A 21,255-nucleotide genomic window follows, 5' to 3' on the forward strand; every position below is an offset into this window, starting at 1 on the left:
TCATGGAGACATGGCCGATGTCACCGAACGCATGCTCGCCCTGCTGTCCACCCTCCAGACGGGCCGGCCGTTCAGCGGGGAGGAGCTGGCCTCCCGGCTGGCGGTGAGCCCGCGGACCGTCCGCCGCGACGTCGAACGCCTGCGGGGCTACGGCTACCCGGTCGAGACCCAGCCGGGGCCCGGCGGCTACTACCGGCTGGTGGCGGGCCGGACGATGCCCCCGCTCGTGCTCGACGACGACGAGGCGATCGCGGCGCTGCTCGGCCTGGCCACGCTCGCCTCCGCGCGTTCCGACGAGGAGGGGACCCTCGACGACGCGGCCACCCGCGCGTACGGCAAACTCGACCAGTTCCTCCCGGCGCGCCTGCGGCCGCGGGCCGCCGCGCTGCGCGCCAGCCTGGAGACCGACCGGCAACGCGCGCCCAGCGTGAACCCGCAGGCGCTGGCCGACCTCGCCGAGGCGATCAGTGCCCAGGAGATCGTGTCGTTCGACTACACGGACAGGCGCGGCAACGCGCTCCGGCGCCGGGTGGAGCCGCACCGCCAGGTCCACCTGCGCCTGCGCTGGTATCTGCTGGGCTGGGATCTCGACCGCGACGACTGGCGGGTGTTCCGCCTCGACCGCGTCGGCGACCTCGTGCGCACCGGCGTCCGCCACTCCTCGCGCACGCTGCCGGCCGACACGGCCCTCGCCTACCTCCGCCAGGGCCTGAACGCCGAGCGCCGCCGCGTCCGGCTCACCGTGCGGGCCGAGCCGGACGAGGTCGCGGACGCGCTGAAGTACCAGGACGCCCGGATCGAGCGGGTGGCCGACCGGGAGACCGGCGTCGACGTCTGGCTCGACTCCTGGGAGTGGCTCGTGCTCAACCTCGCGTTCCTGGACGCCGACTTCTCGATCAGCGAGCCCGACGACTTCCGCGCGGCCTGCGCCGCCTTCGCCCGCCGCCTCCTCGCCGCGTGCGAGTGACTTCCCTCTTGCCATGATCGGCTGAGTGCTGAACTATGACAACGTTGTCAGCAAGGATTGGACTCCGCACTCCATGTCGCATCAGCTCTCACGCCGGTCGGTCATCGCCTCCGGCGCGACCCTCCTCGCCGGGTTCGGCCTGGGCATCTCCCCTTCGCCGGCCCGGGCGGCCGGCCGCACCCCCGGCCAGGAAGAACTGGCCGTCCACCGCCCCGTCACCGTGTCGTCCACCGACTACGCGCCCACTCCGGGCGAGTTCGCGGTGGACAGGATCAGCACCGTCGGGGTACGGGGCACCGGTTGGCGGGCCGCCGCCGGCGACCCTCAGTGGATCTCCGTGGACCTCCAGGGCGAATGCGAGATCACCGCCCTGCGCCTGGTCTTCGAGGCCACGGTGGACGACCCCGTCTTCGTCCCCTCCACGAGCGGCAACCCGCGTGACAGCACGACCGGCCAGGAGATCCTGTCGAGCTGCGCCGTCGACTTCGTCATCGAGACCTCCCGCGACAACCGCTCGTGGACCGCCGTCCACCGCACGAGCTCCGGCACCGGCGGCGTCATGGACATCGGCCTGGAGCAGCCCGCCGTCGCCCGCTGGGTGCGGATGACCGTGCACAAGCGCTCCAACGCCAACCCCCTCGGCCTCAACGGCTTCCAGGTGTACGGCACCGCCAGGGGCCACCGCCCGGCGGCCACCGGCTGGACCGACTGGGGAACCCACCGGCACAAGGCGCCGGAACTGGCGGTCGCCGCCGACGGGACGGTGCCGCTGGAGTCGGGCTGGACGCTCACCATGGACGACTGGGCCGGCGGCGACGGAGCCGCCCTGTCGCGGCCCGGGGTGGACACCGGCTCCTGGCTGCCCGCCGTCGTGCCCGGCACCGTGCTGGCCGCACTGGTCGAGCAGGGACATCTGCCCGACCCGGTGCAGGGCTTCAACAACCTGCGCGTCCCCGAGGCGTTGTCGCGTCACTCGTGGTGGTACCGGCGCGGCTTCGTCCTGCCGCGCGGCCTGCGCAGCGGGCCGGGACGCCGCGTCTGGCTGGAGTTCGACGGGATCAATCACCAGGCGGAGATCTGGCTCAACGGCCGGCGGGTGGGCGACCTGACCTACCCCTTCGGCCGCTCCGCCCACGACATCACGGACCTGCTGGCCGCCGAGGGCGAGCAGGCGCTGGCCGTACACGTCTCGCCGATGCCCTACCCCGGCAGCCCCGGCGACAAGGGCCCTGAGGGGCTGGCCTTCGTGGACGCCGGCGCGACCATGATGAACCGCAACTCGCCGACGTACCTCGCCGCCTCGGGCTGGGACTGGATGCCGGCGGTCCGCGACCGCGTCTCCGGCATCTGGAACCACGTACGGCTCCGCTCCACCGGCGACGCCGTCGTCGGCGACCCCTGGGTGGACACCCGGCTGCCCGACCTGCCGGACACCAGCCGTGCCGACGTGACGATCGTGGTCCCGGTCCGCAACGCCGGCGCCGAGGACCGGCAGGTCACCGTCGAGGCGGCATTCGGCGGCGTGCACGTCTCCCAGACGGTCGCCGTGCCCGCGGGCGGGACGGCCGACGTCACGTTCGCTCCCGACGTCTACGACAGGCTGCGCCTGCGCGACCCAGAGCTGTGGTGGCCCAACGGGTACGGCGAGCCGGCCCTGCACGACCTCACCCTGCTCGCCTCCATCGACGGCCGGGAGAGCGACCGGCGCACCGCCCGCTTCGGCATCCGCCAGTTCGGCTACGAGCACGACGTGCCGCTGCCCTTCGGCGGCGGCGCCGACTCGTACACGCAGAAGGTGGACCTGGGCCCGCAGCGGGCCCGGTACGTCCGCGTCAGGTGCCTGACCCGCGCCACCTCCTGGGGCAGCTCCCTGTGGAGCCTGTCGGTCGTCGACAGCGCCGCGCCGGGCACCGACCTGGCCCTGCGCCGGCCCGCCACCGCGTCCTCCGCGGACGATCCGGGCAATCGGCCGGAGAACGTCACCGACGGCGACCCGGGCACCCGCTGGTCCTCCGAGTTCGCCGACGACCAGTGGATCCGGGTGGACCTGGGCTCGGTGGTCTCGTTCGACCGGATCGACCTGACCTGGGAGCAGGCGTACGCCAAGACCTACGTGGTGCAGGTGTCCGACGACGACGCGACGTGGCGGGACGTCAGGACGGTGGACAACTCCGCCGTACCGCTGCCGTTCAACCGGGGCGACGCGAGCCTGCAGAGCGTGGACTTCCCCGCCCGCACCGCCCGCTACGTCCGCATCACCGGCGGCGCCCGGGCGACGAGCTGGGGCAACTCGCTGTGGACCCTCTCCGTGATCGACAGCGCCTCCCCCTCGACCGACCTGGCCCTGCGCAAGACGGCCACCGCCTCGACGGAGGAGTCGTCCCACCCGGCCGCCCACGCGACGGACGGCGACCCCGGCACGCGCTGGGGCTCGGCCTACGAGGACGGCCAGTGGATCCAGGTGGACCTCGGCTCCCCCGTCTCCTTCGACCGGGTGGTCCTCGTCTGGGAGTCGGCCTACCCGAAGACGTACACGATCCAAGTTTCCGACGACGGCTCCACGTGGACGGACGTGAAGTCCGTCGACAACACCCCGGAACCGCTGAAGATCAGCGTCAACGGCGTGCGCGTCTTCGCCCGCGGCGGCAACTGGGGATGGGACGAGCTGCTGCGCCGGATGCCCGCCGGCCGGATGGACGCGGCGGCGCGCATGCATCGCGACATGAACTTCACCATGATCCGCAACTGGGTCGGCAGCAGCACCCGCGAGGAGTTCTACGCCGCCTGCGACGAGCACGGCCTGCTGGTGTGGAACGACTTCCCGAACGCCTGGGCGATGGACCCGCCGGACCACCAGGCGTTCAACGACCTGGCCGCGGACACCGTCCGGCGCTACCGCATCCACCCGTGCGTGGTGGTCTGGTGCGGCGCGAACGAGGGCAACCCGCCCGCCGCCATCGACGCCGGCATGCGCGACGCCGTCGAGTCGCAGGCCCCGGGCATCCTGTACCAGAACAACTCGGCCGGCGGCATCGTCACCGGCGGCGGCCCGTACGGCTGGGTCGAGCCGCAGCGCTACTACTCGCCCACGACGTACGGCAGCCAGAGCTTCGGATTCCACACCGAGATCGGCATGCCGGTGGTGTCCACGGCCGAGAGCATGCGCGAACTCGCCGGCGACCAGCCCGAGTGGCCGATCGGCGGCGTCTGGTACTACCACGACTGGAGCACGAGGGGGAACCAGGCGCCGCAGAACTACCAGGCGGCAATCGAGACCCGCCTCGGGCCCGCCGCGGACCTCGACGACTTCGCGCGCAAGGCGCAGTTCGTCAACTACGAGAACGGCCGCGCCATGTTCGAGGCGTGGAACGCCCACCTGTGGGAGGACGCCACGGGCCTGATGCTCTGGATGTCCCATCCCGCCTGGCACAGCACTGTGTGGCAGACGTACGACTACGACTTCGACGTCAACGGCATGTACTACGGGGCCCGCGCCGCGTGCGAACCCGTCCACGTGCAGGCCGGCCTCGACGACTGGCGGGTCGTCGCCGTCAACCACACCCCCCGGGCGCTCAAGGACGTGACGGTGACGGCGCGCGCCTTCGACCTCCTCGGACGGCCGCTCGGCCCGGCCCAGCGGAAGTCGGTGGACGTCGCCCCCTCCGCGACGGCCGAGGCGTTCACCGCCGGCTGGACCGACGACCTGCCCGACGTCCACCTCCTCCGCCTGACCCTGGAGGACGGCAGGGGCGAGCCGCTGTCCAGGAACGACTACTGGCGTTACCGGGAGCCGTCCGACCTGCGGGCGCTCAACGACCTCCAGCGGACCGCGCTCTCCGTCGACGCGGGCAAGGTGACCAGGTCGGGGACGCGGCACACGCTCACCGCCGAGCTCCGCAACCGCGGCCAGGCGGTCGCCGCGATGGTCCGCCTGTCGCTGCTGGACGCCAGGACCGGCGAGCGCGTCCTGCCGACGCTGTACAGCGACAACTACGTCTGGCTGCTGCCGGGCGAGTCGCGCGCCTTCGCCCTCTCCTGGCCGGCCGACGCCCTGCCTTCCGGCAAACCGGTCGTCCGCGTGGACGGCTACAACGTCCCCCGCACCCAATCGCGCCCGTGAACCAGGCCCGGGGCCGTTTCCGGCCCCGGGCCCGCTACAGCCCGGTCGCGCCGTCGGTGAGCTCGCGCAGGATGTCGGCGTGGCCGGCGTGCTGCGCCGTCTCCTCGATCATGTGGGCGTAGATCCACCGCAGCGACACCTCACCGAGCCGCTTGGACGGCACCGTGTCGTCGAGCGCGAACCCCGCCGCGATCCGCCGGCTCTCCTGGCACACCCGGTCGTACTCGGCGACGAGGCCGTCGAGGGTGTCGTCCGGGCCCAGCTCCCAGCTCTCGTCGTCGCCTCGCGAGTTGCCGGGGATGTCGGCGGGATCGCGCTGGGCCAGCTGCCGGTGGAACCAGTTCCGCTCCACCGCGGTCAGGTGCTTGACCAGCCCCGCCAGCGTGGTCTTCGAGGGCACGATGCGCCGGCGCGCGGCCTCCTCCGGGACCCCGGCGACCTTCGCGACGATCTGCCTGCGCTGACAGTCGAGGAACGCCTCCAGGACGTCGCGTTCCGTGCCCGTGCTGACGAGCTCCTCCGGCCATAAGGGCGTGGACATGGCGGCACCTCTCGTGTCGTTTTGCCAGGAACAGATGATCATCGAAAGGATGCCCGGATGACACCCCCGTTACGGTTCCGGTGCTTCCTGGTCTTCGTTCTCGCCTGGTCCGTCCTGTCGATCGTCTCCATGTTCGCCGACTTCGACCTGGTCGTGCACATGCAGGTTGACCCCCGCGCAGTGAAAGAGATCGGCGGGAGCGCGGCCACCCTCGCGCTCGTGCTGCTCGGGCTGCCCCTCGGCGTGCTCATCGACCGGGCCCGCCGCCGATCCGCGATGACCGTGGTTCCTCTCCTGGTGGCGGCCGGAGGGCTCTCCGTCCTGGCGGCCGACGCCCTCGGCTCGCAGAGCGACGGCCACGCCATCGCGGTGCTGACGACGATGGGGGTGCTGACAACGGTGGCGTCCGTCGTCCGCGACGCCTGCCTGCCCTCCATCGCCGGCCGCGAGCGCCTGGTTCCCGCGAACGCCCTGCTGTCGGTGGTGCCGCTGATCCTGGCCCTCTGCCTGGCGTCGGTCCTGTCGCTGCTCGACGACCTGGTCGATGTCACGGCCCCGATCCTCACCGTGACGATGGCGTCCCTGGCGGCGTTGTTGTTCCGCACGGTCGACGCCGCCGAGGAGCCGGCGCCGCCCCCCGCGGGGCTGCGGTGGGAGATGACGGAGGCGATCCGCTTCACCGCGCGCCACCCGGTGCTGCGGGCCATCGCCCTGTACCTCGTGGTGTCGGCGCTGGTCGCGGAGTTCGCCGACGAGGTGGCGGACGAGGCGTTGCGGGTGGCGGCGGAGTCGGCGGCGATCCCGCTCGGCTCCTACTTCTCCGTGGTCAACCTGTCGGCCCTCCTCGTGCCGTTCGTGGGGGCGCTGCTGGCCGTGCTGCTCCACCGGAGGGTCGGCGTCTTCCGGCTGGCCTGCGCGGCTCTCCTGGTGAGCCAGCCGTTCACGCTGCTGCTCGCGCTGTCCGGGTCCCCCGGAGGAGCGATCTGGTACGTCGTCGGCACACTCGTCCCGATGACCGGAACGGCCGTCGCCGCCCTCGCCCTGCTCAGCCACCGTCAGGCGCTCACCCCGGATCGGCTGCTCGGCCGGGTCGGCGGCCTCCTCCTGGCGCTCGCCACGCTGGCCGACGCACTGGGCGAGCTGCTGGAGACGGCCGCCACGCCCCCGACGCTGCTCCCCGGGGTGGCCGTCGCCACGCTCGCCGCTCTCGCCGCCGCCGTCCCGCTCCTGCGGACTGTCACGGCTGAGAAGTCGGACACCCCGGTCTGAGCGCCCTTCGGCGTGAGCGGGCCCGCTGGCGCAGGAACGGATTTACGATAGGCCGTTCCATCTCACATTTCGGGGCGCTGTCTCGTCGTACTGGTGAGAGCGAGTACGACAAAGGGAGCCAGCGCGCCATGACCACTCCATCCGAGCCGGCACACGACCGGCTCGACCCGAGCCTGAGCGCGATCATGAGCGAGCGTCATCAGCTGATCAACGTCGCGTACCGGCTCCTCGGCTCCCTGGCCGATGCCGAAGACGTCGTGCAGGAGACGTACGCCCGCTGGTACGCCATGTCGCCCCAGCAGCAGCAGGCCATCGACTCCCCCGGCGCCTGGCTGACGAAGGTCGCCAGTCGCATCTGCCTCGACGTGCTCGGCTCGGCCCGGGCCCGGCGCGAGCGCTACGTGGGCGAATGGATCCCTGAGCCGCTGCCCGCGGAACGTACGGAGTGGATCAACGGGCGGTCGGGCGGCGCCGCGATCGACCCGGCCGACCGGATCACCCTCGACGAGTCGATCAACATGGCCTTCCTCGTCGTGCTCGAATCCATGACCCCGGCCCAGCGCGTCGCGTTCATCCTCCACGACGTCTTCCGCTACTCCTTCACCGAAGTCGCCGAGATCGTCGGCCGTACGCCGGCCGCCTGCCGCCAGCTGGCCACCTCGGCCCGCCGCCGCATCCGCGAGTCTCAGGCTCCCGCGACTCCGGCGGCCCAGCGCGCCGGCGTCGTCAGGGAGTTCAAGCGGGCCTGGGAGGCCCAGGACATCGACGCCCTCATCGGCCTGCTCGCCCCCGACGCCACGGGCGTCACCGACGGCGGCGGCCTCGCCGGCGCCGTGCTCCCCCCGATCGAAGGTGCCAAGCGGCTCGCCCGCCTCTTCGCCGGCGCCATCGGCAAGGCGCCCGACCTGACGATCACGGAGCGCACGGTCAACGGCCAGCCCGGCCTGGTGGCCCAGCTGCACGACTTCACCGTGGTGCTGGCGTTCGACGTCGCGGGCGACCGGATCCAGCACATCTGGGCGGTCCTGAACCCCGAGAAGCTCCGCCCTTGGACGGCGTAACTGACGCGGGCGTCAGGCCGGGTACGATCCCATCCGGCCTGACGCGGATCGGTTATCCGAACTGGCCGGGCTGGTAGGCGCCGGCGGGCTGCCGGGTGATGACGTTCAGGCGGTTGACGGTGTTCATCATGGAGATGAGACCCACCAGGACGGCGAGCTCGTCCTCGTCGTAGTGCTTGGCGGCGTTCGCCCAGACCTCATCGCTGACACCACCGGCGCCGTCGGCGATCCGGGTGCCCTCCTCGGCCAGCTCCAGGGCGGCCCGCTCGGCCTCGGTGAAGACCGTCGCCTCCCGCCAGGCGACGACCAGGTTGAGCCGTACGGAGCTCTCCCCCGCCCGCGTGGCCTCCTTGGTGTGCATGTCGATGCAGGCGGCGCAGCCGTTGATCTGGCTCACCCGGAGCGCCACGAGCTCCTGCGTCGTGGCGGGCACGCTCGACTCGTGCAGCACCTTGCCCGCGCCGAGAATGTGCTTCAGGAACTTCCCCGTGGCCGGGTTCGCGAGGTAGTTGAGACGGGCGTCCATCCTGATCTCCTGTCGTGTCGACGGTTACACCCCACCGACGACACAGCTCCCCGAAATGTGATGTCGTGAGAGCGTGCCCGGAGGGCACATGGCCGGTGCGGAGTCACGTGGTGGAGGTCATGTGGACATGCCGCGTGACACCGGCGGGCGGAGGCTGGCGTGGGCGGCCGTGCCCGCCGAGGTGGCGCCGGGGTGGCCGCCGGGGTGGCCGCCGGGGTCGAGCGGCTGCTCGGCGCCAGGTGATCGCCGCGGCCGGTCAGCCGGGCGGCTTCTGCGAGGGGTTGGCGGCTCGGGTGCGTCTGGCCGACGGCAGGGCTGCGTTCGTCAAGGCCGCGCAGTCGGCGCGTGCGCCCGCGGTGGCGGCGTTCCATCGCCGTGAGGCGATCTCCGAGCGGCTCCCCGCGCAGGCACCAGTGCCGCGCCTGCTGGGCACGTACGACGACGGCGACTGGATCGCCCTGGCCTTCGAGGAGGTCGACGGTCGCCTCCCCGCCCAGCCATGGCGCGGCGGCGAGCTGCATTGAGCTCTGGAGACGCTCGCCGAGTTGGCCGCGCTGCTCACGCCGTCGCCCATCGACGGGAGCCTTCTGGCCCCACCGCGAGTGGGCGGATGGCACGCGCCGGCCCCCACCGTGATCGGCTGGAGCCCTGGGCGGCGGACCGTTTCGACGTCCTGGTCGCGGTGGAGGAGGCCGCGGTGTCGCCGTTCGCCGGCGACACGCTCGTCCTTGGAGACCTGTATCCGGTCGACATCCTGCCGACCACGGATCGGGTCGTGGTCGTCGACTGGCCGCACGCGTGGACAGGTGCCCCGTACTGTGACGTGCTCACGTTGTTGTCGAGCGCGCGCTTGAGCGGCGTCGACCCGCAACCGCTCGCCGACGCCCATCCCCTCACCCGGCGTCTCGCCGCGCGGGTCCTGTTCGGGGTCCTGTTCGGGGTCAGGGTCTGCCATGCGGCGCTTTCTCCGGGAACGGTGTGTTCCTGCGTCCGGGGCACGGTGCACCGGGTCAGTCGGTCGTTTCAGGCGCGTCGAGGTCGCAGAGCGGCGCGGCGGTTTCGATGCCGTCGTCGTGCAGCAGCTGACGCATGCGGGAGATGTCGAGGTAGGCGGTCTCGAGGGGATGGGTGAGCAGGCGAGAGATGGCCGTGCCGAATTTCGCCATCGAGCTTCTGCCCGGGATGAATATCGACAGTTCGTCCCGAGCCTCGAAGCTCTGGACCTCGAGGTCGCCGGGCAGGGCCGCGAGCGCCTGCTCGTCCGCCGTGACAGGGATCTTCACCAGCCAGTACGGCCCCTCCATGGTGAGGTTCGCTCGCTTCTGCTCCGCGCTCTTGGTGGCCCAGGTCCGCCACGGGGTGCCCGACACGACGGCTCCGCACGCCTCCACGGCCTTGATCACGTCGTGAACGGTGGTGTTCGTGCCGGCGTCGACCTGGTCCCAGTCGTACTCGCCGCTGCCGGCCGGGAGGGCGGGCGCCGATTTCGAGACCACGGTCATCTCGGGGACATGGTGCCGCCGCACCTGCGGCCACGAGGTGAGGAACTCGCGCGCGTCACTGATCGCTTCGTCCTGGGCCTGCCGCAGAAGCCGCACCTCCGCGATGTGCTGCTGCAGCAGGACGGGTGCGGTGTCCGGTTCGTCCAGGGCGCGCCGGACGAGTTTGACGCTCATCCCCGTGCCGCGCAGGACGGTGATGAGCATGGCCTGTTCGACCTGCTCGAAGGTGTATGAGCGGTAGCCGCTCCGTTCGTTGACGTCGGCCGGGACGAGCAATCCCTCGGAGTGGTAGAACCGCAGCGTCTGCGGCGAAAGACGGCACATCTCGCTGAATTCGCTGATGGACAGCATGACTCCATGGTCGGCCTTACAGCAACCAGAAGGTCAAGGGCCGCCGGCTCCCGCTCAGCGAACTTTCCTCTCAGGGGACCTCCCGCTCAACGACCCACCATTCAGGGGACCTCCCGCTCAGCGCATCTCCCTTTCGGCGAACTCGCTAAAGCTGCGAGGCGGGCGGCTGGTGACACGTTCGACGGTGTCGGTGACCCGGTCCTCCGAGCCGCCGCCGATGTCGGTGTCGAGCGCGGCCAGCATGGCGGCGAAGGAAGCGGGGATGCCGTGCAGCGTGAAGTGGCGGGCGAGCTCGTCCACCGTGACGGACCGGTGGCGCACGGGTCTGCGGGTGTGCCGGGTGAGGCGGGCGGCGACCTCGTCGTAGCTCAAGGTCTCCGGCCCGGTCAGCACGTGCTCGGTGTTGTGCGGCACCTCCGCCGTCAGCGCGTGCCCGGCGACGGACGCGATGTCGGCCGCGTCGACGAACCCCACCCGGCCCTTGCCCGTCGCGGAGATGACCTCGCCGTCGCGGGTCCTCAGGGCGAGTGACTCACCGGTGAAGTTCTGCATGAACCACGACGGCCGCAACACCGTCCATTCCGGCATGACGGTACGGACCAGGCCGTACAGCGCCCCGACCCCCGACGTGCTCTCCGGCACCGCGGACGAGCCGAGCAGCACGACCCGGCGCACCCCTTGGCGGACGGCCTCGTGCAGGAACGGCTCGACCAGCGGAGCCGGCTCGGCCACCCCGATGGGCGGGACCAGGTAGACGGCTCGAACCTCGGACAACGCGGGTGCGTGCGTCTCCCGATTCGCCCAGTCGAAACGTACGTATCCGGCGAGATCCGCCCTGCGAGAGGCCGGCCGGACCGGCACGCCGCGCTCCCGCAAAAAGGCGGCCACCCGCGAACCGGTCGTGCCGGTCGCGCCGACGACGAGAACCTCACTCATGGGCACCGCCCGCGAACGCCTGGTTCACCGTCTCCAGCCCGCCCAGCACGTCGGCCGCGGCCAGCGGGCTCCAGTAGTCCCGATAGAGCTGGATCTCGCCGCCCCGCACGGTGACGACCGCGACATAACGCATCCGATACGGCTTCCCCGTACGTGGCACGACCCCGGCCACCTCGAACTCGACGATCGCCACCTCGGGGTCGACGCTCTGGTGCACGGTCTCCTGGACGATCTGCCGAACATCGAGGATGTCCGGATAGTCGCGCATGTACTCCTGAATCGCGGCCCGCCCCTCCACCCGCGACGGGTATCCCGGCGCCGCGAAGGGAAACTCGATCACCCCGTCCTCCGCCCACAGCCCGGCGAAGGCGGCCATGTCCTTGGCCACCAGCAACTTCAGAGCATGCCTGACCAGTTCAGCAGCGGTCATGTCGTGCACTCCTTCACGTATGGACGATACGGTACCGTCCCATCGAGAAGGACTCTAAACGAGACGGCACCGTCCCGTCCAATCGCTAAGCTCTTCCCATGACCCGCCGCACTCCCACCGGCGCAGCCGTGCTGCAACCGACGGTCACCCAGGCCATCACCGAAGCCGTCCTCGACGAACTCGCCGAACAGGGCTACGCGCGCCTGTCGATGGAGGCCGTGGCCAAACGGGCCGGCGTGGGCAAGAGCGCGTTGTATCGCCGCTGGTCGTCCAAGCAGGAGATGGCGATCTCGGTGATCTCCGAGTTCAGCATGGAACAGGTCACCGTCCCCGACACCGGCTCCCTGCGAGGCGACCTGCGAGCGGCCCTCGACACGCTCATGAAGTGGCTGACACACCCCCGGTTCTCTCGGATCATGCCCGACCTGGTTGCGGAGGTGGCCCGCAACCCGGAGCTGGGAGAGGCCGTCGAGACCCTGGTCGGGATGCCGAAACGGGAACGCGTCGCGGCCATGTTCCAGCGCGCGATCGACCGCGGCGAACTGCCCCAGGACACCGACCTGGAGCTCGCACTCGACCTGCTGGCCGCCCCCCTCTACTGGCGACTGGTCGTACGATCCGCCGAACCCGACCCTGCCTACATGGACAACCTCACCGACGCGCTCCTCCGATCACTCACCAACCCCTCATAGAGCCCGAGCGCCCCACCGCCGCCCCCGGCTCGAACGCGTCCATCCCGGCACCGGGTACGTCCATCAGACCTGTCCGCTCGGATCGACGAGCACCGTCTCGTCACGCATGTACGGCGGCGCACCCATCGTCACGATCAGCCCCGCGTTCACACGGCTACCGGTCCTGACCGCGACCGCAGCGACCTGATCGATCAGCGGGGCCGCACCCCATCCCGCAAGCCCCGAACCAGCAGGAGGGAACGCCTTTCCCACCGAGCCGGCGCAACGCGTCCCGGCCGTTCCTCGGCGAACCCGGCCGTCAAGGCCAAGGATCAGGACGGTGAGTGCCTCAGCGAGGAGGATCGCACACCCGGCATCGCCCACCTGGCCCGGTCACGCACCACCGTGACGGTTGATGGGCCTGAGCCGTGCCAGAGCGTCGTAGAACTCCTGCCGCGCGATCTCGAACGACGAGAACTCCTCCAGATCGAGACCCGCACAGGTCAGTCCCCCGTACCGGTCCTCGTCGTGCTCGTCGTCGTACGCGAGGACCACCCCGTTGGCATAGACCATGACCTGCTCATGTGCGGTGCCGGTGTCGTCGATGGCCAGGTAGTACGTCGACCACCCCCAACTCGCGTACTCGTCCCCGCGGTCCTCGTCCCACGGCCGTCGAAAAAACCTCATGACCCTTGTGACCAATCTCCCTGCCGCGTTCCGCCCCCGGGCGCCCCCTCTTTCGGCTACCACGCCTTGGTGTGACCTGCGGGGGCCCGCGCATGGATCGCCCGCGGCGACGGCGACCCGCGCGGGGCGACTGTTTCACGCGTGTTCGTTGGGCACGACGGCGACGGGCCAGTCGTTGTCGACGTCCGCGAGGATGTTGAAGTAGTTGGTCAGGATGTTGAGCGCGAGGTTGCCGACGACCTCGGCGATCTCGGCGTCGGTGACCCCGGCGGCCCTGGCTTCCTTCAGCGCCGCGTCGTCGACCACGCCGCGCCCCCGGGCGATCGCGTCCGACAGCGCCAGGAGTGCGGCGGTGTGCGGGTCGGCGGACTCGGCGTCCCGCGCGAGCTCGATCTCCTGGGCGTCGACCTTGGAGACGTGGGCCGCCAGGTAGGTGTGGGCGGACAGGCAGTACTCGCAGCGGTTGTACTCGGCGGTGGCGATGGAGAGCCGTTGCCTGACGGCCGCGGGCAGCACGCCGCCGTTGAGTGCGCCGGACAGCGCGAGCCAGCCCTTGAGCAGCGCGGGGCTGTTGGCCATGGCCTTGGCCATGTTCGGGACGGATCCGAGGGCCTTGCGAACGTCGGTGAGCGCCTCGGCGGCGGCCCCGGTCGCGGTGGCGGGGTCGATCTGGGGAAGCGTCGACATGAATATGTCCTCTCCGAAGAGTTCTCTAATGCTTGGAATTGCTGTCTTTCATTAGGAAAGTGCCACGCGTACGTACGAGTGTCAAATGGATGAGGTAGCCTTGAACCATTAGCAGCGAGGGAGGCGGAGATGGCACACGCACCGGCCACGACGAGCGCGATCCTGCTCGGCGAGCCACTCCCGGTGGAGCTGAGCAACACGACCGGGATGGCCCGCGGCGACGTGTACGACGCGCTGGCCGACGACGACGCCGTGGCCGCCTGGCTGCGCGCGGTCGGCGGCCGCCTGCGGTCGGAGACGGGCGGCACCCTGGACCCGGCCAAGCTGGACGAAGCGGACCTGCACGGGATCGCCGGGCGGCTGCGCGACCTGCGCGACGCCCTGCGCCGTCTGGCCGCCGACGCGACCGGCGACTCACGTCCCCTGGGCCTGGCCACGGTCCCCACGCGGCAGGCCGCGATCGACACCCTGAACGCCCTCGCCCCCGCGTGGCCCGAACTGGTCTGGCCGGAGGACGGCGAGCCGGCCAAAGCGTTCCACGCGCCGGGCCCGCGCGCCGAACTCGCCGTATCCCTGATCGCTCACCAGGGTGTCGAGCTGTTCGCGGGCCCGCGGCGCGACCTGCTCCGCGCCTGCCAGGCACCGAACTGCCTGCTGTACTTCCTCAAGACGCATCCCCGCAGGGAATGGTGCGGGTCGGTGTGCGGCAACCGGGCCCGAGTGGCCCGCCACTACCGCCAACACCACGCCGCCGACCGTACGACCCAGAGCCGCAGGCACCCCGACGACCCGGCACCGGCCGGCGAACGCGCTGAGCAAAGGTAGACCTCCACCGAGACTCACGTCAGGGCAGCAGGCTGCGCAGGGCGTCCATGCTGGAGCCGAAGGGTGTCGGCCCACTCGATGAGGCACTCGCCCACTGACCTGACCCCGCTCGTCCCTGCCCGCATACGCCCACCTCGACGACGGACACCCGCGACTGCATGCGAGCAGCACTCAGCGTCGCGATCGAGAAAGACCTGATCGTCAAGAACGTGGCCACCACGCTCCGGCAACCACCCCGCAAGACCGACAACACGTGATGGTGAGTGGAGGAGTCGCACGCCTTTCTGCTGTCGCCATGGCGGGCTGCAGACCCACTTGCCTACGTCCCGATCCCGGTTCCTGCGCCGGGGGAAGCCCTCAAACTCACCTGGAACGACACCCACCTCCACGCCGAACAGCTGTCGGTCCGGCGACGGGGCGTGGGGCGGTGCATGCTGGAGCGCAGTTGCCTGCGCCGCCGGGCGACCGCCTCGGGAGAGGGGTCGGGCTTGGCGAGCAGGGTCCGGATCTCGCGCAGGTCATCCATGGTCGTCCTCCTTGGCCGGCAGCTGGAGGATCTTCCGAGCGCGGCTGAGCCGCGAACCGACGGTTCCGTAGGAGATGCCGAGGGCGTCGGCCACCTCCTGGTCGGTGAGCTCCGCCAGGGAGACCAGCGTCACCACGTGACGCTCCCCTGATTGAGCGCGGCCAGCGCCCTCGCCAGGCGGGGACCCATACGCTGCGCCGTGACCGAGTCGACCACCCGGCCCTCGTGGCTGTCGGCGGCGGGCTCGGCGCTCGTCCGGGGCAGCGCCCGGTAGTGGCGTGCCTCCTTGCGCCGGTGGCGGGCGATCAGGTTCGTTCCTCGTCACCCGCCTGCCCGCGCGTCTCGGTGGTCATGCTCTCACCCTCCTGCCGGCGGTCGTCGCCCTTCCTTCGCCGCAGCAAGGCCGAGCTTTCCCGCCGGTCGCGCACGCGTACGGGCGCGGTACGGGAGCGGCCGGGTGACCCGCCGGGGAAATGGCGGGATGATCAACTGGACGAGGAGGTGCGGGCGCGACGACGCCTGAGCCTGTTTCCTCCGTCAGAATTACGGGCCTGCCGTCCGACTTCGGGAGTGAACAGCATGAACAAGCGACAGGTCTCGGCCACGCGGAACATCCGTGCGAACAGTGACACGATTTTCGACCTGCTGGCCGACCCGCGGAAACACAGCCTGATCGACGGGTCGGGAACCGTGGTGGCCTCCAAGACGGACGCTCCGGAGCGGCTCAGTCTGGGCGCCCGGTTCGGGATGGACATGAGGATGAGCCTGACGTACAAGGTCCAGAACGAGGTGGTGGAGTTCGAGGACGGACGGCTCATCGCCTGGCGGCACGGCGGCGGCCACCGGTGGCGCTGGCAGCTGGAGCCCGTCGGCGAGCAGGAGACCCGGGTGACCGAGACCTTCGACTGGTCGACGGCGAAGATCGGCGTGCTGTTCCCGCTCCTCGGCTTCCCGTCCAGGAACAAGGTGGCGATGGAGAAGAGCCTCGAACGGCTCGCGAACCTCCTCGAACACTGAACGCGATGTCTGTATGCCCGCCGAGCGGCGCCAGCTCCAGCCCCGTGTGCTCGCCGAAGAACGGCCCGTCGCCCTTGGCATCGGGCGCGCGCCGTGCGCCGGCAGGCACCGTAACGGGCGCACCTGGCCACCCGACGCAGCCGTGAGCACGGTGTTCTCCAGCATGCGGGCCACCTCTGAGCAGCACAAAGGCCCGTCCGATGGCGGATTCCAGGGGTCGTTGCAACACGGCTTGTCAGCTGGCTTCGGCCAGGAGCTTAGCGAGACGCTCGGCTGGGGTATCCCAGCCGAGCGTTTTGCGTGGGCGGCCGTTGAGTTCGGCGGCGACTGCCGCTAGCTCGTCGGGGGTGTGGACGGCCAGGTCGCTGCCTTTGGGGAAGTACTGGCGGAGCAGGCCGTTGGTGTTTTCGTTGCTGCCGCGCTGCCAGGGCGAGTGGGGGTCGCAGAAGTAGACGGGCATGTCAGCGGCCATGCTGAACCGGTGGTGCAGGCCCATCTCCGAGCCCTGGTCCCAGGTGAGGGAGCGTTTGAGGTGGGCGGGCAGGGTGTTCATGGCGGCGATGAGGGCGTCGGCGACGTGTTCGGCGGTGCGACTGCGGCCGAGGTGGACGAGCAGGACGTACCGGGTGGTGCGTTCGACCAGGGTGGCGATCGCGGATTTCTGGTCGCCGCCGATGATCAGGTCGCCTTCCCAGTGGCCGGGCACGGCCCGGTCCTCGACCTCGGCGGGCCGGTCGCTGATCATCACCATGGGGTGGGTGAAGCGGGGCTGGCGCTGCCCACCGGTGCGGCGGGGTTTGCGTACGGTCCGGCCGGTGCGCAGTGCCCGGGCGAGTTCGCGGCGTAGCTCGCCACGGCCTTGGACGTAGAGGGCCTGGTAGATGGTCTCGTGGGTCACGTGCAGCTCCGGCCGGTCGGGATGATCCCGGCGCAGCCGGCGGCTGATCTGCTCAGGGCTGTGCTTGCGGTCGAGCATGTCCTGGACCAGGGCCCGCAACTCCGGATTGGCGCCCATCTTGCCGGTCTTGGGCCGGGGACGTCGTGCGTCGGCGCGGGCCTGGGCGGCGTGCGGCCGGTAGGCGCCTGATGCGGGATGGGCGTTGCGCCGGACTTCGCGGCTGATCGTGGACGGGCTGCGGCCCATCTCCGCGGCGATCGACCGCAGCGACCTGCGCTCCCGGAGCAGATCGGCGATCGTGATCCGCTCATCGGGGGTCAGGAACCTGCCCGAGGATGGCGTAGGCCGGGCGGGAGGCTGTCGCTCTGTCTTCCGCCCGGCCTGACTTGCTCGACCGTGCCGCCAACGGTGCCCCGTCCGTGGGTTGATCCCGACGATTCGGCACGCTTCCGCGGTACCCACTCCCTGAGCCACAAGATCCAAATATGCCTTGCGCTCAGCGTGGAGCTTCTTCCGGCCCTGCGGCGACCGATCCTGCCGGATCTCGAACACTGCAACCCCTGGATGGATCAGGTGTTGCAACGATCATTGGAACCTAAGGATCAGCCGGACGGGCCTTACTGTGCCTGGTGGGGTGTTCACGAATGGGGTTGACCTGGTGTGCAGGAGGGGCTGAGAAGATCGCTTCCCGGAAGGGAAGTGATCGTTTCCCAGACGGTAGTTGCGAGAGATGAGAGCATTCCCGCCGCCTTCTCGTTGATGGTGTGCGGGCGGGCTGAACTCCGGCGGTGGCGAGGCAGACCGGTTTGATAAGAATGTGACTCATGAACGATGTGCGCACGCTTGATGGTTCAGGTCCTGTTGAGGTCGCGATCGGGGATGAGGGTGATCTCCCTAGAATTGTCGACCTCCTCAACGATGTGGCGGCGAATTCGATCGCGTCTTTCGACGCCCGGCCGATCAAGGTGGATGAGCGGCGCGCCTGGTTCGAACGGTTCTCCTCCGCTGGCCCTTACCGGCTGCTCGTGGCTCGACGAGACGGGCGGGTGGTGGGCTATGCCTGCAGTCAGCGTTACCGGGATCACGATGCCTTCCGGGAGACGGTTGAGCTCAGCGTCGCGATCGATGCCAGTTGCCGGGGCTTGGGGGTGGGAACGTCGCTGTATCGGGCGCTGTTTGAAAGCATTGCCGATGAGCCGATCCATGTGGCCGTCGTAGGCATCGCCATGCCCAACGATGCATCGGTCGCGTTGCATCGGAAGTTCGGCTTCACAGAGGTCGGGACGTTCCACGAGTACGCCGTCAAGGACGGTCAGTACATCAGTTCGCTGTGGATGGAGCGTCTTCTTTAACGACCGGCCGCAGCGGCATACGCCTGCGTGGCCCGTGCCGGTCTTGACGTCCTTTCGCCGAAGATCATCTTGCAGTCTTCAGGGTCAGCGATGCCATTGCCGCCTACAGTGTGGAGTTGCAGCTATGCGTTGAGTGATAACGGTGGTCCGGGGACTGCCGCGAGGGAGGCGATGGTGACGTCGCTGCTGACGAAGCTGGGCCGGGCCGAGGAGGCCGCGCGGCAGCAATGCGCTGAGCTGTCCAGGCAGATGGAGGAGCTGCAGGAGCGGTTGGCCGTGGCGCAGCGTCGCCTGGAACGACTGTCCATCGCGCGCGAGGAGTTGACCGCGCTGGAGGCGGACGACGAGCCGGCCGACGCGGGGCTGGACGAGGTTGCCGATGCCGATCATGGTGGTGCGGGCCACGTCGCCCCGGGAACTGCCGGGCAGGCGGAGGTTCCTCAGGAGCGTCCGGTCCTGCGGGGGTTGCGCAAGGACGCGGTGGTGTTGCTGGCCAGCTCCGACAAGCCGCTGCGGGCGCGGGATGTGGTGCGGGCGCTGGGTCAGCAGGATGTCCGTGGCCAGGTGGAGGGGATGCGCGCGCGGCTCAAGCGGCTGGTGGACGATGGCTGGCTGGCTGGCCGAGCGGGAGCAGGGCCTGTTCACGATCGCGGCCGGAGTGAACGGGTTCGCCGGAGAAGGGAGCGCCGCCACGAGCTGAGTACGGCTTGCCGGTCTGGCGGCCGGGTCAAAAAGTGGTGCCGCCGAGTTGCAGCTCGACGGCACCGGGTTGCGTGAGGACCCGCGTAGATCTAACTCTTTGAAGGCTCGCGCCTTCTGAGCTAACGCTATAGGTGATCGCTTGGAGGCTGTCGAGCCAAATGACGGCTGCTTCTGCCCGGATGTCCGGTTTTCCGGGGGCGGCGGAGGGAAGGCTCGACCATGCCGTCGAGGTCATCGCGACGTCCTGCTCAAGGCAGCTCGGCGTCGTCATCGGGGCGCCTGGGTGTCCTGCGGCCACAGCCGGACCGCGAGCGCGGTCTCCAGCAGGGCGATGGTGGCCACGTCCGGCCAGGAGCGCCCGGCCAGCAGGTCAGCGATGGATTGGCGGTTGACACCGGAGGCTGCGGCCAGGCCGCGCAGGCTCAGACGGCGTTCGGCCAGGATGCCGGCCAGGCTGGCGGCTATCTGCTGGACGACGGCGGCGGCGGGATGGCGGGCCAGATCCGCGTGGGGCCAGGCCTGCGGGTCCTCGGCCAAGTCCCGGGGGGCGGCCGAGCGCGCGCGTCCTCCGACCATGACAAAGCACTCCTTTCGGTGGATGTCGTCGCTCTGCGTAACGGCTGCTTGTCCTGCCGCTATGGATGGGGTGTGACGCTCGATCCCGTGACCTCGGCCACGATCACCGGCTATCGGCCGCAGAATGCTCCGCCGGAGTGGGAGCGCATCGGCGGGCATGTGCGCATGCTGGTCGCCGCCAGCGCCGACCGCTCCCCCTACCGGGTGCAACGGCTGCTCACCGCGACCACCCGGCTGGCCGTGTGGTGTCATCGCTCCGGCCTGCCGGATGACCCGGAAGTGTGGTTGCGGCACGAGACGATCGACGCATTCGTCCTGACCGGCTGCACCGACCTGGCCCCGAGTTCGGCGCAGACCTACCGCAGCTGGCTGCGGCACATGCGCGCCACGCTGGCCTGGCTGGAACGCGGCGAACAGACGCCGCCGCCGATGAAAGCCCCCAAGACGGTCAGCCCGCCCTACTCTCCCGCTCAGCTCAGCCGGTTGCGCGGCTGGGCCGAACGCCTGCCCGGCCAGGCCAGACACGACGCGCTGGCGTTGATGGCACTCGCCTTCGGTTGCGGTCTGACCTCTGGGGAGGTGGCCGCCGTCCGGACCGGGCATCTGCGTCGCCTGGACTCCGGCGCCATCGTGGTCACCGTCCCCGGCATAGAGCGGTTGATCGTCTGCCGCGCCGCCTGGGAGGACGTCCTGGCCCGCGCCGCCGACCAGCCGGGCGATCGATTCGTGTTCCGGCCCAGGCGAGCCGCCCGGCACGCCAAGAACCTGTTCAGCTCCTGGACGGCCCGCCACCGGCCGACCGGCGGCCTGCCCGCCCTGTCGGTGCGCCGACTGCGCTCCTCGTGGATCGTCGAGCTGCTGAGCGCGCGGATCGACTTGGGCGTGGTGGCCGCCGCGGCCGGGATGAGCGCCTCCGCGCTGGCCCGCTATCAACCTTTCGTCCCCGCCCTGGACGAGCCCACCGCGGTCGCGCTGCTGCGCGGCAGGCCCGACGAACAGGCCCGTTGAGTACGGCGAAGCCACGCGCCTGGCCGCCGCGCACCACCCGAGCCCGAGCCACCCGACCCCGGCCGCCCGCCAAGCGACGGCACAGATCCCCGACGCCGTCGTCAGCCACTACGCCCGGCTGCTGGACGACTCCGGCATCATGCCGCTGATCGACGCCGAACTCGGCCCGAGGCCCGGCCCGCCCGGGCTGCCCATCGCCGCGGTGCTGACCTGCCTGCTGCTGTCCATCAACCACACCGGCAAGGCCACTCTCATCGAGGCCTGGCGGATCGCCGCGTTCTGTCTGACCGCCGCCGCACGCCACCGGCTCGGCCTGCCCGACATCAACCCCGAAGATATCCACCAGGTGCTCGCCTCCTCCCGCCGCTTCTACCGGGCCTTCGACCGGCTGACCACCGTGCTGGATCCGGCCCGCCACGATCGGCGCGCCCGCCTGCCTCAGCATCAGGCCGACGCGCTGGCCGCCGCGTGGGAGGATGACGACCCAGCACACTCGCATAAGCGGGAACTGCTGCAGGACATCGTCACCGCGCTGGTGCTCACCCCGGTGCGCTGGGCCAAAGGCCGGGGCTACCTCCGTCACTTCCGCGGCGATGTCGGCAT

General features: G+C 70.4%; 24 protein-coding genes. 12 read left to right on the top strand and 12 right to left on the bottom strand.

Going from position 1 to position 21,255, the window contains the following annotated elements; genetic code table 11:
- Window positions 1-10 precede the first annotated feature (10 nt).
- The gene (locus E1286_RS10340) at window positions 11-967 is read left to right on the top strand and encodes a helix-turn-helix transcriptional regulator (RefSeq protein ID WP_132611099.1); all 957 of its coding nucleotides are present in this window, start codon (window positions 11-13) and stop codon (window positions 965-967) included.
- Window positions 968-1,040: 73 nt separating this feature from the next.
- Entirely contained in the window at window positions 1,041-5,087 is a 4,047-nt protein-coding gene (locus E1286_RS10345) for a discoidin domain-containing protein (RefSeq protein WP_132611101.1), read from the top strand.
- A gap of 34 nt (window positions 5,088-5,121) precedes the next feature.
- Here E1286_RS10345 and E1286_RS10350 read toward each other — a convergent pair whose 3' ends face one another.
- Window positions 5,122-5,628 carry a DinB family protein gene (locus E1286_RS10350; RefSeq protein ID WP_132611103.1) on the bottom strand — a complete coding sequence of 169 codons (507 nt, stop codon included), beginning with the start codon at window positions 5,626-5,628 and terminating at the stop codon, window positions 5,122-5,124.
- A 57-nt stretch (window positions 5,629-5,685) separates the two neighbouring features.
- Here E1286_RS10350 and E1286_RS10355 point away from each other — a divergent pair, with 57 nt between their 5' ends.
- The gene (locus tag E1286_RS10355) at window positions 5,686-6,897 is read left to right on the top strand and encodes an MFS transporter (protein ID WP_132611105.1); all 1,212 of its coding nucleotides are present in this window, start codon (window positions 5,686-5,688) and stop codon (window positions 6,895-6,897) included.
- 128 nt (window positions 6,898-7,025) lie between these two features.
- Window positions 7,026-7,958 carry an RNA polymerase sigma factor SigJ gene (gene sigJ, locus E1286_RS10360; protein WP_132611107.1) on the top strand — a complete coding sequence of 311 codons (933 nt, stop codon included), beginning with the start codon at window positions 7,026-7,028 and terminating at the stop codon, window positions 7,956-7,958.
- Between the two features lie 52 nt (window positions 7,959-8,010).
- On the opposite strand, the gene E1286_RS10365 is transcribed toward sigJ, so the two are convergent.
- On the bottom strand, window positions 8,011-8,484 hold the full coding sequence (locus E1286_RS10365; protein ID WP_132611109.1) for a carboxymuconolactone decarboxylase family protein: 474 nt from the start codon (window positions 8,482-8,484) through the stop codon (window positions 8,011-8,013).
- Between the two features lie 239 nt (window positions 8,485-8,723).
- Here E1286_RS10365 and E1286_RS10370 point away from each other — a divergent pair, with 239 nt between their 5' ends.
- Window positions 8,724-9,008, top strand: coding sequence for a hypothetical protein (locus E1286_RS10370; RefSeq protein WP_132611111.1), 285 nt, complete (start codon window positions 8,724-8,726; stop codon window positions 9,006-9,008).
- Between the two features lie 486 nt (window positions 9,009-9,494).
- On the opposite strand, the gene E1286_RS10375 is transcribed toward E1286_RS10370, so the two are convergent.
- The 3 genes from E1286_RS10375 to E1286_RS10385 all read right to left on the bottom strand — a co-directional run bounded on the left by E1286_RS10375 (window position 9,495) and on the right by E1286_RS10385 (window position 11,703).
- Window positions 9,495-10,337 carry a MerR family transcriptional regulator gene (locus E1286_RS10375; RefSeq protein WP_132611113.1) on the bottom strand — a complete coding sequence of 281 codons (843 nt, stop codon included), beginning with the start codon at window positions 10,335-10,337 and terminating at the stop codon, window positions 9,495-9,497.
- Between the two features lie 117 nt (window positions 10,338-10,454).
- A complete protein-coding gene (locus E1286_RS10380; RefSeq protein WP_132611115.1) occupies window positions 10,455-11,273 on the bottom strand; it encodes a Rossmann-fold NAD(P)-binding domain-containing protein in 819 nt (272 codons plus the stop codon).
- On the bottom strand, window positions 11,266-11,703 hold the full coding sequence (locus E1286_RS10385; RefSeq protein WP_132611117.1) for a nuclear transport factor 2 family protein: 438 nt from the start codon (window positions 11,701-11,703) through the stop codon (window positions 11,266-11,268). Before E1286_RS10385 ends, E1286_RS10380 begins: the two co-directional genes overlap by 8 nt.
- A 98-nt stretch (window positions 11,704-11,801) precedes the next feature.
- On the opposite strand from E1286_RS10385, the gene E1286_RS10390 reads away from it, so the two are divergent.
- Window positions 11,802-12,395 (top strand): TetR/AcrR family transcriptional regulator, encoded by a 594-nt coding sequence (locus E1286_RS10390; RefSeq protein WP_132611119.1) that lies wholly within the window; start codon window positions 11,802-11,804, stop codon window positions 12,393-12,395.
- Window positions 12,396-12,458: 63 nt separating this feature from the next.
- On the opposite strand, the gene E1286_RS49160 is transcribed toward E1286_RS10390, so the two are convergent.
- The 3 genes from E1286_RS49160 to E1286_RS10400 all read right to left on the bottom strand — a co-directional run bounded on the left by E1286_RS49160 (window position 12,459) and on the right by E1286_RS10400 (window position 13,748).
- Entirely contained in the window at window positions 12,459-12,758 is a 300-nt protein-coding gene (locus tag E1286_RS49160; protein WP_223189790.1) for a hypothetical protein, read from the bottom strand.
- A gap of 9 nt (window positions 12,759-12,767) precedes the next feature.
- Complete coding sequence (locus E1286_RS10395) at window positions 12,768-13,061, bottom strand: hypothetical protein (RefSeq protein WP_132611121.1); 294 nt, start codon at window positions 13,059-13,061, stop codon at window positions 12,768-12,770.
- Between the two features lie 135 nt (window positions 13,062-13,196).
- A complete protein-coding gene (locus tag E1286_RS10400; protein WP_132611123.1) occupies window positions 13,197-13,748 on the bottom strand; it encodes a carboxymuconolactone decarboxylase family protein in 552 nt (183 codons plus the stop codon).
- A 129-nt stretch (window positions 13,749-13,877) separates the two neighbouring features.
- On the opposite strand from E1286_RS10400, the gene E1286_RS10405 reads away from it, so the two are divergent.
- Complete coding sequence (locus E1286_RS10405) at window positions 13,878-14,573, top strand: CGNR zinc finger domain-containing protein (RefSeq protein ID WP_132611125.1); 696 nt, start codon at window positions 13,878-13,880, stop codon at window positions 14,571-14,573.
- 319 nt (window positions 14,574-14,892) lie between these two features.
- Here E1286_RS10405 and E1286_RS10410 read toward each other — a convergent pair whose 3' ends face one another.
- Together E1286_RS10410 and E1286_RS50080 are read right to left on the bottom strand one after the other, a co-directional pair.
- Window positions 14,893-15,099, bottom strand: a complete 207-nt coding sequence (locus tag E1286_RS10410; RefSeq protein WP_132611127.1) for a hypothetical protein — start codon at window positions 15,097-15,099, stop codon at window positions 14,893-14,895.
- On the bottom strand, window positions 15,092-15,232 hold the full coding sequence (locus E1286_RS50080) for an RNA polymerase sigma factor (protein ID WP_246074683.1): 141 nt from the start codon (window positions 15,230-15,232) through the stop codon (window positions 15,092-15,094). The genes E1286_RS10410 and E1286_RS50080 overlap by 8 nt, the downstream gene beginning before the upstream one ends.
- Before the next feature lie 446 nt (window positions 15,233-15,678).
- On the opposite strand from E1286_RS50080, the gene E1286_RS10420 reads away from it, so the two are divergent.
- Complete coding sequence (locus tag E1286_RS10420) at window positions 15,679-16,116, top strand: SRPBCC family protein (RefSeq protein ID WP_132611129.1); 438 nt, start codon at window positions 15,679-15,681, stop codon at window positions 16,114-16,116.
- A 235-nt stretch (window positions 16,117-16,351) separates the two neighbouring features.
- Here E1286_RS10420 and E1286_RS10425 read toward each other — a convergent pair whose 3' ends face one another.
- Entirely contained in the window at window positions 16,352-17,476 is a 1,125-nt protein-coding gene (locus E1286_RS10425) for an IS30 family transposase (RefSeq protein ID WP_425464748.1), read from the bottom strand.
- 362 nt (window positions 17,477-17,838) lie between these two features.
- Here E1286_RS10425 and E1286_RS10430 point away from each other — a divergent pair, with 362 nt between their 5' ends.
- Together E1286_RS10430 and E1286_RS10435 are read left to right on the top strand one after the other, a co-directional pair.
- Window positions 17,839-18,366, top strand: coding sequence for a GNAT family N-acetyltransferase (locus E1286_RS10430; protein WP_132611133.1), 528 nt, complete (start codon window positions 17,839-17,841; stop codon window positions 18,364-18,366).
- Window positions 18,367-18,540: 174 nt separating this feature from the next.
- Complete coding sequence (locus E1286_RS10435; RefSeq protein ID WP_132611135.1) at window positions 18,541-19,143, top strand: hypothetical protein; 603 nt, start codon at window positions 18,541-18,543, stop codon at window positions 19,141-19,143.
- A 192-nt stretch (window positions 19,144-19,335) separates the two neighbouring features.
- On the opposite strand, the gene E1286_RS10440 is transcribed toward E1286_RS10435, so the two are convergent.
- On the bottom strand, window positions 19,336-19,644 hold the full coding sequence (locus tag E1286_RS10440) for a helix-turn-helix domain-containing protein (protein ID WP_132611137.1): 309 nt from the start codon (window positions 19,642-19,644) through the stop codon (window positions 19,336-19,338).
- A 72-nt stretch (window positions 19,645-19,716) separates the two neighbouring features.
- Here E1286_RS10440 and E1286_RS10445 point away from each other — a divergent pair, with 72 nt between their 5' ends.
- The gene (locus E1286_RS10445) at window positions 19,717-20,652 is read left to right on the top strand and encodes a hypothetical protein (RefSeq protein ID WP_132611139.1); all 936 of its coding nucleotides are present in this window, start codon (window positions 19,717-19,719) and stop codon (window positions 20,650-20,652) included.
- Window positions 20,653-20,791: 139 nt separating this feature from the next.
- Window positions 20,792-21,255 (top strand): hypothetical protein (locus E1286_RS10450; protein ID WP_223189792.1); only part of this gene is annotated, 464 nt, incomplete at its 3' end.

It is taken from the genome of Nonomuraea terrae (assembly GCF_004348995.1).
Taxonomy (GTDB): domain Bacteria; phylum Actinomycetota; class Actinomycetes; order Streptosporangiales; family Streptosporangiaceae; genus Nonomuraea; species Nonomuraea terrae.